Below are 13291 nucleotides of genomic sequence, written 5' to 3'. Positions count from 1 at the left end.
ACAGCTTTGGATACTGAGCCTAGTTTAGACGAACTAGATGATAAAAATGATGAAGATTTAGAAGATAACAAAGAATTACAAGCTAATATAAGCGACTTTGATGATCTTCCTGTGGTTGAAGAGCAAGAAAAAGAAATGGATTTTGATGATATTCCTGAGGATGCTGAATTTTTAGGTCAAGCAAAAGATAATGAAGAATCAGAGGAAAATTTAGAGGAGTTTTCTCCTGTTGTGGAAGAAGATGTTCAAGATGAAATGGATGATTTTATTTCAAATTTGAGCACTCAAGATCAAATCAAAGAAGAACTAGCTCAACTTGATGAGCTTGATTATGGTATTGATAGTGATAATAGTAGCAAGGTTTTAGAAGATTTTAAAGATGAGCCAATTTTAGACGATACAGAATTAGGAACAAATGAAGAGGAAGTGGTTGTGCCAAATTTAAATATAAGTGATTTTGATGCATTGAAAGAAAGTGATATACAAGAAGCTCTTGGAGAGGAAATTGTAGAAAAAAATGAAGAGCCTATAGTAAGCAATGCAACTAAAGATGATAATAGTGAAGAGATAGTTAATGAGCTTAGCCAAAGCATAGCAGGAGCGATCACTTCAAGTATTAAGGATGATACCTTAAAAGCTGCTCTTAAGGGTATGAATATGAATATAAATATAAACATTAGTTTTAAAGAGGATTAAAATTGCAAGGTTTTATTTTGTTGATTTCAGGTCCTAGTGGAGCTGGAAAATCAACTCTTTTAAAAAAACTTTTTGATGAATTTGAAGATGAGCTTTATTTTTCTATTTCTTCAACAACTCGCAAACCAAGAGAGGGTGAAAAAAATGGAATACATTATCATTTCATATCCCATGAAGAATTTCAAAAAGGTATAGATGGTGATCATTTTTTAGAATGGGCTAAGGTGCATGAAAATTTTTATGGCACTTCTTTAAAGCACACTCAAGATGCTTTAGATAATGGAAAAATAGTTGTTTTTGATATTGATGTGCAAGGATTTAAAATAGCCAGACAAAAAATGGCTGATAAGATTGTTTCTGTTTTTATTACTACAAAAAATAAAGATGAGCTAAAAAAAAGACTTATTAAGCGAAATACTGATACAATAATACAACTAGAAAAAAGATTACAAAACGCTAGTGATGAAATGAAAGAACTTAGCGACTATGATTATCTTATCATTAATGATGAGCTAAAGCAAAGTTATGAAGCATTGCGAGCGATTTTAATTGCCCATAAATTTAGAACCAAAGGGCAGAATCTAGGACAAATTCAAAATATTTGGAATGAAGGAGAATAAAATGGGTGGTTGGTCAAGTCCAAGTCATTGGTTGATTATTTTATTGATTGTTGTATTGCTTTTTGGAGCAAAAAAAATTCCAGAACTTGCAAAGGGTTTAGGCAAAGGTATTAAAACTTTTAAAGATGAAATGAATAATGATGATGAAGTAGCAAAAAATACTCAAAAAATAGAAGAAAACAAAAACACAACTAATAATACAAGTGCTGATGCAAGTATAGACAAAACAAAAAAAGCTTAAGGTTTAGTCTTTTGAAAAGTATTATTTTTAATGAAATTAAAAAGATTTTAGAGTGTGATTTTACACTTGAAAATCCAAAGGATAAAAATTTAGCACATTTTGCTACCCCTTTGGCTTTTTCACTGGCTAAGGAATTAAAAAAATCTCCTATGTTGATCGCTAGCGACTTAGCGAGCAAATTTCAAAATCATGATTGTTTTGAATCGGTTGAAGCTGTAAATGGGTATTTAAATTTTAGAATTTCCAAAACTTTTTTAAATGAACTTGCAAATCAGGCTTTAGCAAATCCAAATGATTTTTCTAAAGGAGAAAAAAAACAAGAAAGTTTTTTGCTTGAATATGTGAGTGCAAATCCTACTGGACCTTTACATATAGGACATGCAAGAGGCGCTGTTTTTGGAGACACCTTAACAAGACTTGCAAGACATTTGGGTTATAAATTTGATACAGAATACTATGTCAATGATGCGGGTAATCAAATTTATTTACTAGGGCTTTCTATTTTACTAAGTGTGAAAGAAAATATACTTCATGAAAATGTTGAATATCCAGAGCAATATTACAAAGGCGAGTATATAGCAGATTTGGCAAAAGAAGCTTTTGAAAAATTTGGTAAAGAATTTTTTAGTGAAGAAAATATCCCTAGTTTAGCTGATTGGGCAAAAGATAAAATGCTTATTTTGATTAAACAAAATTTAGAACAAGCAAAGATTAAAATTGACAGCTATGTAAGCGAGAGATCGTATTATGACGCTTTAAATGCAACTTTAGAATCTTTGAAAGAGCATAAAGGAATTTACGAGCAAGAAGGTAAAATTTGGCTTGCTTCTTCGCAAAAGGGCGATGAAAAAGATAGGGTAATTATCCGTGAAGATGGACGCGGGACTTATTTGGCAGCAGATATTGTTTATCATAAGGATAAAATGAGTCGTGGTTATGGAAAGTGTATTAATATCTGGGGAGCAGATCATCATGGTTATATCCCTAGAATGAAAGCTGCGATGGAGTTTTTGGGATTTGACTCTAATAATCTTGAGATTATTTTAGCACAAATGGTTTCCTTGCTTAAAGATGGAGAGCCTTATAAAATGAGTAAAAGAGCAGGAAATTTTATCTTGATGAGCGATGTGATTGATGAAATAGGAAGTGATGCTTTGCGTTATATCTTTTTGAGTAAAAAGTGCGATACTCATTTGGAATTTGATATTAGTGATTTGCAAAAAGAAGATAGTTCTAATCCTGTGTATTATATCAACTACGCACACGCTAGAATTCATCAAGTGTTTGCTAAAGCTGGTAAAAAAATCGATGATGTAATGAGAGCTGATTTACAAAGTTTAAATCAAGATGGTGTTAATTTACTTTTTGAAGCTTTGAATTTAAAAGCTATTTTAAACGATGCTTTTGAGGCTAGAGCTTTGCAAAAAATTCCTGATTATCTTAAAAATTTGGCTGCAAATTTTCATAAATTCTACAATGAAAATAAAGTTGTAGGTTCTATAAATGAAAATGATTTGCTTAAATTATTTTCTTTAGTTGCTCTTAGTATTAAAACCGCATTTTCTTTAATGGGTATTGAAGCGAAAAACAAAATGGAACATTAAAACAGCATTTTGCTGTTTTAATAATTTAGCAAAAATACTGCTATTATTACGATAACGATACCTAAAATTCCTATTTTGTTTAATTTTTCTTTATATAAAATCCATCCACCAAGACAAGTTCCTATGATGCCTATAGCACCCCAAGTTGAGTAAGCTATGCTTAAAGGAACGTATTTTAAAGAAAAAGAAAGTAGAAAAAAAGCAAGTATAGCATTGACAATCGCAGCCAAGCCCCAAATTTTATGCTTAAAACCATCTGATTTTTTTAGCAATAAATTTGCTACGATATCTAACAATGCTGATAAAACAATGATAAAAATATACATTATTCTTTAACCTCGCCTATATTAATCATGATAATTCCAACGATAGAAAGAACAATGCCTAGAATTTGAGTTAAGGTTAAACTCTCTTTAAAAACTATAAAAGAAACTAAAAGTATAAGAATAATCCCTAAAAGTTCCCATACAGCATAGGCTATGCCTACTTGAATTTTTTTAATCGCCTTGCCCATAAAAAAATAAGAAAAAGCTATAAATAAAGCCATAAATATATAGCCTAAAATTTGATTTTCCATTTTTAAAAAACTAGTACCTAAAACTTCAAATACAATAGCAGCAATCAAGAAAAACCAAGCAACAAAAAGTTCTTTTTTTGCGATATTCAAAAACTTCTCCTAAAATAAATGGTAAAATCATATCATTTAAAGCTTTAATTAGCCTTTTTAGTTTATACTTTTAAGTTTGAAAATCTTTAAAGAAAGTGAGAATTTATGGGACGAGCATTTGAATACCGAAGAGCTTCTAAAGAGGCTAGATGGGATAAAATGAGCAAGCTTTTTCCTAAGCTTGCTAAAGCCATACAAGTAGCTGCTAAAGAAGGTGGCACTGATCCTGATATGAATCCAAAATTAAGAAGTGCTATAGCTACAGCAAAAGCAAATAATATGCCAAAAGATAATATAGATGCGGCTATTAAGCGTGCGAGTGGAAAAGATAGCGCAGATATTAAAAACATTCATTATGAAGGAAAAGCTGCACATGGGGCTTTGGTTATAGTTGAATGTATGAGCGATAACCCTACACGCACCGTGGCCAATGTAAAAGCTATTTTTAGTAAAAATGGTGGAGAAGTTTTACAAAATGGATCTTTAGGCTTTATGTTTACTAGAAAAGCGGTTTTTCATCTTGAAAAATTTGCAGGAGATTTAGAAGAATTAGAACTTGATTTGATCGATGCAGGGCTTGAAGAATTAGAACAAAATGAAGAAGAGTTAGTAATTAGCGGTGATTATACTGCTTTTGGTGAGCTAAGCTCTGCTATAGAAACTAAGGGTTTAGTTCTTAAAAAAGCAGGACTTGAGTATATACCAAACAATCCTGTAAGCTTTAGCGAAGAACAGCTTAGTGATATAGAAAAGCTTTTAGATAAGTTAGAAGATGATGATGATGTCCAAGCTGTTTATACAAATATAGATTAAGGAGAAAAATATGATAAAAACAATTGACACAAGCAAAGTAAATGAATACAAATTTGCTCTTATAGAAACTGAAAAAGGTACAATGAAGCTAAAACTTTTTGGTGATGAGGCTCCACAAACGGTTTGTAATTTTGCTACTTTGGCTAATGAAGGATTTTATAAAGATTTAAATTTTCATCGTGTGATCCCAAATTTTGTCATACAAGGGGGTTGTCCACACGGCAATGGTATAGGTGGGCCTGGATATGAAATCATTTGCGAATGTGATGATCAAGAACATAAACATGAGCGTGGAACCTTATCTATGGCGCATGCAGGACGCGATACGGGTGGATCCCAATTTTTCATTTGTCACAGCCCTCAAGCTCATTTAGATGGGGTTCATACTATTTTTGGGCAAATTGATCCAAAAGATGAAGAAAGTTTGGAAGTTTTAGACTCTATACGCCAAGGAGATAAAATTTTAGATATAAAAATTTTGTAATTAAATTTAAATCTTATCAATGTAAAGCTAGTCATAAAATTTGACTAGCTAAAAATAATTAACACATAATTTTTTTTAAAGCTTTTTTTTCTATAATTATAATTTTATTTCAGTGAAATGTAACAAAATTACAAGGAGTTATGATTATGAAAACTAAGTTTTCACTTATTTTAAGTGCTTGTCTTCTTTCATCTTCACTTTTTGCTAAAAATACAGATGATGAAATAACTAAGCTTCAAAAACAGCTTGCACAAATTCAAGCTGAACTTGCACAAATCAGAAAAGAAAGAGAAGCTCAAGCTAAGCAAAATGAAGCTGTAAAAGCTGAACTTGCTGATCTTAATGATAGAGCCGATGAAACAGAATTTCAAGCTGCTTTGAGCAAGGTTAAATTTGGACTTGAGTTTTCAACAGCAGTTTCAAATACAAACTATAAAGTTAGCGGACAAGATTATAGTGCTAACAACAAATGGATGAATGAGCTTCATTTAAATATGAATGCTGATATTAATGATAAAACCAAATTCTATGGTCGTTTATCTATGGCTAAAAACTGGTCTCAAATGGGTTGGAGTGGAAGTCCACTTGACTTAGATGCAGGAAGAAACACAAGATCAAGTGGGCCTGTGCTTTATGTAGATAGAGCTTACCTTGACTACTATATCACACCTGAGTGGATTGCAACTATAGGAAGACAGCCAGGAACCGATGGTCCAGGAAGTAATCTTAGAAACAATGCTTTAAGACAATCAACCTATCCTGCTTTAATGATCAATGCTCTAGGTGATGCAGCAGTGATCACTTATAAACCTGAAAGTTTGCAAGATCATAAGGTAGCTATCCGTGCAGCTTATGGTAAAACTTATCAATGGGATGAAGAAGGCAAGGTAAGAGACTGGATGGGAGATCAAAAAGATGCTGATGCAAATCTTTACTATGCTGCAGTAGAAGGAGAGCTTCCTATAGAAGGCATGGGAGATAATCTTATTATCTTCAATGTGGCTCATTTACAAGATTTCGCATTACCATTACCAGCAGTAGGTCCAATGTCAATAGGAAATAGCTCTGCCACACTACCTGCAGGAGTTTACAATCTTGGAGATATCACTTTAGCAAATCTTCATTTTGAAAACAACAATGCCTTTGGAACAAATTTTAACTGGTTTGCATCTTTAGGATATTCTCACGGTAGCAATGGAGCAAAACAATCTTTTATAACTAACGGTCCTTTAGGTCCAATTATAGCCGGAGAAATGCAAAAAAAATTAGATATTAACGAAAAAGATGGCTATGCTGTGCATGTAGGTGGACGCTATGATTTTACCAAGGCTTTAAAAGTAGGGTATGAGTTCTTCTGGGGAAGTAGATACTGGTATACTATGAGCCGTCCAAGTATCAACGATCCGCTTAATATAAGAATGACAAGAGGAACAGCACATGATTTTTATGTGATTTATCAACTTGATAGATATCAATTCTTACGTTTAAGCTATACCAATATCCAAAATATTTGGGGTAATCGTGGCTTACCATTTGGTGGAGCGAAAAAAGATAAAGCAAGAGCTGATAATATCATGTTAATGTATAATGTAAAATTCTAAGGAGCAAAAGATGAGAAAAATACTTTTTGCAAGTTTATTACCTATCATTGCTTTGGCTGATTGTGCAAGTTTGATGGCAAAATACGAAGCTCCAGAGCCAGAGTCAAAAACAATGAAACAAGTTGAACGCTGGATTAGTAAAAAAGTTAGTGATCCAGCTGATGCTGCTGTTTTAAAAGAGTGTATGATCGCTCGTGCAGCAGACAATCCAAATCAAGTTTCAGTTGCAGGTAAATAAAAAAAGCGGTGTAAAACCGCTTTTTACTGTTTAATCTTTTAAGCTACAATTTTTTAAAATTTTCTTCAAATAAGGCTAATATGCAAGAAATCATTTCTTTTATTGTTGAGACGGCTAGTGCTTGGGGGTATTTGGGTATTATTATCTTAATGACCTTAGAGAGTTGTTTTATACCTTTTCCAAGTGAAGTTGTTATGATACCTGCTGGATATTTGGCACATAAAGGCGAACTTGATATCACTCTTTGTATACTTAGTGGGACTTTAGGTTCTGTTTTAGGGGCTTTGATTAATTACTATATTTGCTTTTTTTGGGGTAAAAATTTTGTATTAAAATGGGGCAGGTATTTTGGTATAAATGAAGCCAAATTTGCTAAATTTGAAGAATTTTTTAACAAACACGGGGAATTTTCAACCTTTACTTGTCGTCTTTTACCAGGGATTCGTCAGTACATCTCTATGCCTGCAGGTTTGGTAAAAATGAAACTTATAAATTTTATACTTTTTACTGCACTTGGTAGTGCTATTTGGATGGCTATACTTGTATTTTTGGGTTATTATATAGGACAAAACGAAGAGTTGATGTCGGCGGAAAAATAAAATGTCGCAAAAGAAAAATAAAATGTCGTATTTTTGCGACAAATTATCTTTCTTTCAACCTTAAACTTAAATTGTAATTTTAATCAATATGAGCCAAATTCTTTATTTTGGTTTAATTCAATTTTTATCACATTGCCTTTATTATCAAAAATAATGTGGGCATTTTGAGTGTATTCTCCCAAAATTTCACTTTTTGCTTTGAAGTTTTGTAAAATATAAATATAGTTTCCATTCTCTAAAATTTTGTATTTATCGCTAATAAATTTATAGCTTTTAACATCTGTTACATAGGATGGTTTAGATAATTCTTCTTTAACTGCTTTAATGCCCAATATATTTTCTTGATTGTCTTTGGTAAAATTACCCATTACAAAGCTTGGATCCGCATATTTAATTAACTCTTTATTGCTAAGAAAGGCGGTTTGGCATCTTTCTGCACTAAGCGTATAAGAAGTATTTTGAGGATTTTTTATAGTCCATATTTCATAAAACACGCATTCTTTAAATTGTATAGGATCAATTTTAAATTTTGGTTCTATGTTTGAAGCTTGTATAATAGTGTTTCCCATACTTATATTTTCGTTAATGGTTTTTTGCATTTTTTCATAAAACTTTGCTTTATCTGAATAAGTTTTATTATAAAAAGCTTTATGGATATCATTTTGAATATCTAGCACATTAGTGCTTGTGTTATACTCACCGTTTTCGCAACCTGTTAGTAGTAAAAGTCCTAATCCTAAAATATATTTTAATTTTTTCATTTCACAACCTCCTATAGTTTAAATCATAAGTACCTACCACTCTACCTATAATTTTAATTTCTTCATCTTCATCCATAACGATAGGCGGATAGTCTTTATTATCGCTAATTAATGATAAAGGTCGCTTTCTCAGTCTCTTTACAAAGACTTCGCTTTGATATTCTATCACATAAATCCCTCCCTCAATCATAGAACCATCATCTTGAAAAACTATCATCTCACCCTCTTTTATAGTGGGTGCCATACTATCCCCTATCACTGGGATAATGCCTATTTTTAAAAATCCTTGAATGTTAAACATAAGTCTTAAATCTTGTTTGTTAAATGGAATATGCTGAACTAAGCCTTCGTAATTTTTAGAACCAAATCCAGCAGAAACAGAATTGTCTTTGTAAAATGGAACTAAAACGATATCTTCATCATCCGATATGATTTTTTCAGTATTTTTACTTGAAATTTTAATTTTTTTGTCTTTTTCGTAAATTAAAATTTGTTTTTTGCTAATTCTGTTAGGCCAGTTGTGTGCAGATTCTCTTGAAAGTCCCAAATATTCAGCCAATTCAAATTTATCTTTAACGCTATAAAACTCTATCATTTCTTGGAGTAATTGTTCTTTTTCTTCCATTTTAAATCCTAAAACATATGTATATTTATGTAAAAATACTTGACTTTTTAAGTAAAATTACTTATAATTTGAAAAATTATTTACAAATTGTATCTTAAAAAATATCAATTTGAAATAAAAATTACAAATTGAAGGAGATATTTTGTTAAAACAATACTTTGAAGATAATGGTATCAATCTTAAAAAATTTGCTCAAAAACACAATCTTCACTATATGAGTTTATTTCGTGTAGTCAATGGACTTTATTCTGAAAAATACAAAGCAAAAACTAACACAAAAGCTGTTTATGAGAAGCTTTTTGAGCTTAAAATCATTGACGAAATGCCTAGGGCTTGTTCATGAGTTACTTCTTAGAAACCAAAGAAGCCTCACAAGTTTTTAATGTAAGCACAGGAGCTTTGAGGCTTGCAGTAAGTAGAAACTCAAATAAATACGAGTGGCTAAAAGTGGATAATGCCAATGGTGGCAGGGGTGGCAAAAAACTACTATTTAAAATAAGCAAAGATAAGCTTTTAACCGCCTTTAACCAAGAATTAATCAGTAAAAATACTTTAATTTATGATGAAAAAATGCAAAAAGTTAAATTGAGCGAAATTATTACTACCGATAATTTAAAAAATATAAATAATAGTTTAAAAACTAGTAATTTAAATTTAACAGAGTCAAAAATAAATGATGATTTGGCTGTTTTAAATTTAAAATTTGAAAATTTAAGCGATGAACTTAAAGAAGATGCGAAAAGTAAAGTAAAATTACTTAAACAAGTAGAAAAATATATTGAAGGTGGTTTAAGCATTGCTCGTACTTTAAAAATAGAAAAGATTAACAGAAGATTTTATGAAAGAATTCGCAAAGCATATAAAGAAAATGGCATTCTAGGTCTTATCGACACTCGCGGACTTCACCGCAAAGATAAAACTAAACTTAGCACTTGGATGCAAGAATACGCTTTAAGAGAATATCGCACCTTTGCAGCAGGTGGATTTAATTTCACTGAACTTTGGTGGCAAATCCATAAAGAAGCAGCCACTAAAGAAAATTATGATTTTATAGGTTTTGATTTAGGAGAGGTAAAACCGCTTTTTAGTGTAAAAACCTTACAAAATTTCATTAAAAACTACTATAAAGATAAACCATTAGAACATTGTATTATCACTCAAGGCTTAGATCGTGCAAAATCTAAGTTTCTCCCTGCACAAGGAAATCAAAGAGAGCTATATGACATGAAAAACATGTGTTGGCAAATCGATAGCTCTCCAGCTGATATTATAGTAAGAGACGATGAAACCTTAGAGCCTTTCCGCCCTCATATCTTAAGTGTCGTTGATGTCTTTAGCGGTATGGGAGTAGCTACTTTGGTAGGAAAATCAAACTCTTTAAGCCTAACTAGACTTTTATGGAAAGCCATAGATAAGTTTGGTAAGCCTGATATGATTAAAGGGGATAATGGAAAAGATTATCTTTCTAAAGATTTTCAAAGCTTGCTTGATGGGCTTAATATTACCTATGATGCAGCTATTGCTTATGCAGGAGAACAAAAAGCTTTAGTTGAAAGACGCTTTGGGACACTTCAACATGCAGGAATTTCTAAAATGCATGGACATATTGGAAATAGCTTAGCTAAAAGAGAAATGATAGAGCAAAAAACTCCTAAGAAAGAAAGAAAAGCTAAAGATGAATACGGCTTTGCCAAAAAAACTAATCAAAAACTCCTTCACACCTTCAGTGAAGCTTGTGAGCTTTTAGAAGCTGAAGTGATTAAATGGAACATGAGTAAAGTTCGCCGCAAAAAAGGCGTTAAAACTCCACTTGAGCTTTGGAACTCGTGCGATAGAGCTATTGTAAAAATATCTTATGAAGAATTTTTGTTTAATGCTGGAAATAAAGAACTTAGGGTCGTGGGCAAAAAAGGCATTAACTTTGAAAGTAGAGTTTATAAAAGTGCTTTAATGCCAAGTGTTGGCACAAAAGTTAAATGTGTGCAAAATATCGATAATATTAAAGAACTTTTCATTTATGATTTAAGCGGAAACTTCCTTTGTCTAGCTCTTGATGAAAGTATAGCTAAGCTTAGCAAAGAAAGCTATAAAATGCTTAAAAAAGGTTATGAAAGTGAAGTTAAAGCGATTAAAGAAGTGCTTAAAAAAGATGAGATTGCCACCTTTACTAAACTTAATATTAAACAAGACTTACAAGATTTACAAAGTGCTTTTGAAAACTCACTCGTAGAAGCTAAAGAGGTGCATCAAAAATCCCTTGCAAAAGAAGCCTTAAAAACTCAAAGAGAATTAGAAGAGATTAAAAACAATGCTAATGCGGATGAGCTTATTTTAAATGCTAAAAAAGAAATAAATAACGATGAAAGCGAGTTTGACATGGAAGCTTTTGTCGAAAAGAAATATTTTGCTGGTTAAAAATTGTTTAAAGCTTGATTAATCCAAGTTTTAAAGAGTTTTTACTCATAAAAAAAACAAAAGGATAAAAAATGGAATTAGTTGAACTTACTAAAAAGTTTTTAAGCACCCAAAACATCTCTCAAAACAATCTCTCCGATCGTTTAGGGATTAATAAAAGCTATATGGTGGGCTATATGAAAGAAGGAAGTAGCTATAAATACGCTTCAAAAGTAGAGCCTTTACTTGAAAAATACATTAAAAGCTTTGTGGAAGAAAAAAGCATGAAAGAGCTTCAAACACCTTTTATTGCCACTAAAGATGCAAAGGCGATTAATGTAACCATTGAAAGTGCCATGAGCAATAGAGAAATGGGAGTAATCATTGGCGAAGCAGGAACTGGCAAAAGTCGTGCTATTAAAGAATATGCTAATAAAAATGGAACAAGAGTGGTGCTTTTTGAAGCAACAACTGAGACAAGCAAAAGAATGCTTTTGGTGGGGCTTGAAAATAAACTCAATGTGTGTTTTAAAGGTTCTTTGGATGATAAGATTAGAGGCATTGCTAGCGAGTTAGCAAGAACTTCAAAGGTTTTAATTATAGATGAGAGTGAGCATTTGCCGTTTCGTGCTTTGGAGTGCTTAAGACGCATATATGATTTTTCAAATACTGCTTTAATCTTAGTAGGTACTAGAAAACTTAAAAACAATCTTACAGGCATTGGCAGAAATGATTACAACGAGTACGGACAACTAAGCTCTAGAATTGGTGCAAAATGGGAATTAAAAGGACTTTGCTACCAAAACAAAGAAGGTTTAAAAGATGAAGACTTAAAAATGCTTTGTAATCATTTTGATGTGGAGGAGAAAAAGGCTATTGATTTGGTTTTTAACCTCGCTCGTGGCAACTTTAGAAAAAGTGAGAAGCTTTTAAAAAGAGCTTGTGAATTTGCAGATGGAAAAGCGGTTGAGCTTAAACACATAGAAGCTGCCGCATCATTTTTAATGCTTGGCTAAAAAATGAGTTTTGAAGAGATAGCTAAAGAACTTAATCTTAGCGTGACACGCGTTCATCAAATCTATACTGAAGCTTTTAGAAAGTTAAAGAGTCCTAAAAATAAAGACAAGTGGATGGCTATCTTTGAAACGATTGACTTAATCAAAAAAGAAGAAGCAAAGAAAGAAAACTTAATACAAGGAGAGAAAAAATGATACCAATGATTAAAGGTGAGAAAGCTGATTATAGTAGAAGTCTTTTTGAAGTAAGAGGCGTAGGGATTTATTACAAGCAAAGTGGAGTGTTTGTAGATGTTTTAAAAGGAATTTATCCTGATTATATTGCAAAAAAAATCATTCGTTTTCATTTGGGTAAAAAGCTTAACAAAAGTGCTTAAATTAAAAGCACTTTGATTAAGTTTTTTAAAACTTAAATTTATTTAGAAAGGGAAAAATGCAGTTAAGTTATTATTGTTTTAAAGATAGAAAAAAAAGAAAAATGCCTTTAGATACACCATTAAATACTAAAAATTTTAAACTTAAAGATAAGCTTGGTTTAAACATAAAAGAACAAATAGAAATTTGTAATAAATATGGGATTACTCACAAGCTTTATGTGAAAAGAAAAGAAAAAGGTTGGAGCTTAAAAGAAATTTTAGAAACTCCAAAAGGAGACAAGCGTTTTAAATATATTATTATCGATGATATCAGAAGAAACAAACAAGCAGTTAGCCTAAACAGTCATAGTAAATTTGGTAGAAATGTTTTACATTTAGGAAATATGAGCAAAAAAGCTAACTTGCATTTTAAATATTCAAAACTTGATCATCTAGCCTTGCAAAATAATTTATACCAAGATAAAAATGGAGTAATTAAGGCGTATTAGAAAATTTAACAAATCTACTAAGGTGGATTTGATTAAGTTTTTTAAAACTTAAATTTATTAGAAAGGA

17 protein-coding genes and 2 pseudogenes are annotated in these 13291 nt (G+C 31.5%); 15 read left to right on the top strand and 4 right to left on the bottom strand.

The window, feature by feature from the left end:
• The 4 genes and pseudogenes from AJ887_RS10500 to argS all read left to right on the top strand — a co-directional run.
• Positions 1-696: pseudogene (locus AJ887_RS10500) on the top strand (highly acidic protein); the annotation flags it as partial.
• 2 nt (positions 697-698) lie between these two features.
• On the top strand, positions 699-1316 hold the full coding sequence (gmk, locus tag AJ887_RS07580) for a guanylate kinase (protein ID WP_002866189.1): 618 nt from the start codon (positions 699-701) through the stop codon (positions 1314-1316).
• A gap of 1 nt (position 1317) precedes the next feature.
• Positions 1318-1557, top strand: coding sequence for a twin-arginine translocase TatA/TatE family subunit (locus AJ887_RS07575; protein ID WP_002877135.1), 240 nt, complete (start codon positions 1318-1320; stop codon positions 1555-1557).
• An 11-nt stretch (positions 1558-1568) separates the two neighbouring features.
• On the top strand, positions 1569-3161 hold the full coding sequence (argS, locus tag AJ887_RS07570; protein ID WP_002866187.1) for an arginine--tRNA ligase: 1593 nt from the start codon (positions 1569-1571) through the stop codon (positions 3159-3161).
• Positions 3162-3178: 17 nt separating this feature from the next.
• Here the strand turns inward: argS and AJ887_RS07565 are convergent, their stop codons facing one another.
• Both AJ887_RS07565 and AJ887_RS07560 read right to left on the bottom strand, forming a co-directional pair.
• Positions 3179-3487, bottom strand: a complete 309-nt coding sequence (locus AJ887_RS07565; protein WP_038815258.1) for a DMT family transporter — start codon at positions 3485-3487, stop codon at positions 3179-3181.
• Positions 3487-3828, bottom strand: a complete 342-nt coding sequence (locus AJ887_RS07560; protein WP_002777281.1) for a DMT family transporter — start codon at positions 3826-3828, stop codon at positions 3487-3489. The genes AJ887_RS07565 and AJ887_RS07560 overlap by 1 nt, the downstream gene beginning before the upstream one ends.
• A gap of 105 nt (positions 3829-3933) precedes the next feature.
• Here AJ887_RS07560 and AJ887_RS07555 point away from each other — a divergent pair, with 105 nt between their 5' ends.
• The 5 genes and pseudogenes from AJ887_RS07555 to AJ887_RS07535 all read left to right on the top strand — a co-directional run.
• Positions 3934-4641 (top strand): YebC/PmpR family DNA-binding transcriptional regulator, encoded by a 708-nt coding sequence (locus AJ887_RS07555; protein ID WP_002787769.1) that lies wholly within the window; start codon positions 3934-3936, stop codon positions 4639-4641.
• Positions 4642-4651: 10 nt separating this feature from the next.
• Complete coding sequence (locus AJ887_RS07550) at positions 4652-5125, top strand: peptidylprolyl isomerase (RefSeq protein WP_070240076.1); 474 nt, start codon at positions 4652-4654, stop codon at positions 5123-5125.
• A gap of 146 nt (positions 5126-5271) precedes the next feature.
• Positions 5272-6726 carry a DUF3373 family protein gene (locus AJ887_RS07545; RefSeq protein ID WP_070240078.1) on the top strand — a complete coding sequence of 485 codons (1455 nt, stop codon included), beginning with the start codon at positions 5272-5274 and terminating at the stop codon, positions 6724-6726.
• A 10-nt stretch (positions 6727-6736) separates the two neighbouring features.
• Positions 6737-6964 carry a hypothetical protein gene (locus AJ887_RS07540; protein WP_002861881.1) on the top strand — a complete coding sequence of 76 codons (228 nt, stop codon included), beginning with the start codon at positions 6737-6739 and terminating at the stop codon, positions 6962-6964.
• A gap of 80 nt (positions 6965-7044) precedes the next feature.
• Positions 7045-7548, top strand: a pseudogene (locus AJ887_RS07535) (DedA family protein); the annotation flags it as partial.
• Between the two features lie 98 nt (positions 7549-7646).
• Here AJ887_RS07535 and AJ887_RS07530 read toward each other — a convergent pair.
• Together AJ887_RS07530 and AJ887_RS07525 are read right to left on the bottom strand one after the other, a co-directional pair.
• Positions 7647-8324, bottom strand: a complete 678-nt coding sequence (locus tag AJ887_RS07530; protein WP_083262115.1) for a hypothetical protein — start codon at positions 8322-8324, stop codon at positions 7647-7649.
• A gap of 1 nt (position 8325) precedes the next feature.
• Positions 8326-8949 (bottom strand): helix-turn-helix transcriptional regulator, encoded by a 624-nt coding sequence (locus AJ887_RS07525; protein WP_070285057.1) that lies wholly within the window; start codon positions 8947-8949, stop codon positions 8326-8328.
• 142 nt (positions 8950-9091) lie between these two features.
• On the opposite strand from AJ887_RS07525, the gene AJ887_RS07520 reads away from it, so the two are divergent.
• The 6 genes from AJ887_RS07520 to AJ887_RS07495 all read left to right on the top strand — a co-directional run bounded on the left by AJ887_RS07520 (position 9092) and on the right by AJ887_RS07495 (position 13224).
• Positions 9092-9292 (top strand): hypothetical protein, encoded by a 201-nt coding sequence (locus AJ887_RS07520; protein WP_002793921.1) that lies wholly within the window; start codon positions 9092-9094, stop codon positions 9290-9292.
• Positions 9289-11364, top strand: a complete 2076-nt coding sequence (locus AJ887_RS07515; RefSeq protein ID WP_070285056.1) for a DDE-type integrase/transposase/recombinase — start codon at positions 9289-9291, stop codon at positions 11362-11364. The genes AJ887_RS07520 and AJ887_RS07515 overlap by 4 nt, the downstream gene beginning before the upstream one ends.
• Before the next feature lie 71 nt (positions 11365-11435).
• Positions 11436-12359 (top strand): AAA family ATPase, encoded by a 924-nt coding sequence (locus tag AJ887_RS07510; protein ID WP_070285054.1) that lies wholly within the window; start codon positions 11436-11438, stop codon positions 12357-12359.
• 3 nt (positions 12360-12362) lie between these two features.
• Complete coding sequence (locus AJ887_RS07505; protein WP_070284647.1) at positions 12363-12554, top strand: sigma factor-like helix-turn-helix DNA-binding protein; 192 nt, start codon at positions 12363-12365, stop codon at positions 12552-12554.
• Positions 12551-12736 carry a hypothetical protein gene (locus AJ887_RS07500; protein WP_057980536.1) on the top strand — a complete coding sequence of 62 codons (186 nt, stop codon included), beginning with the start codon at positions 12551-12553 and terminating at the stop codon, positions 12734-12736. The genes AJ887_RS07505 and AJ887_RS07500 overlap by 4 nt, the downstream gene beginning before the upstream one ends.
• Before the next feature lie 56 nt (positions 12737-12792).
• Positions 12793-13224 (top strand): SA1788 family PVL leukocidin-associated protein, encoded by a 432-nt coding sequence (locus AJ887_RS07495; RefSeq protein ID WP_002865075.1) that lies wholly within the window; start codon positions 12793-12795, stop codon positions 13222-13224.
• Positions 13225-13291: the final 67 nt, after the last annotated feature.

The sequence above is a fragment of the Campylobacter sp. BCW_6466 genome (genome assembly GCF_001762835.1).
Lineage (GTDB): Bacteria > Campylobacterota > Campylobacteria > Campylobacterales > Campylobacteraceae > Campylobacter_D > Campylobacter_D jejuni.
This window is presented reverse-complemented; position numbering and strand designations above follow the sequence as displayed.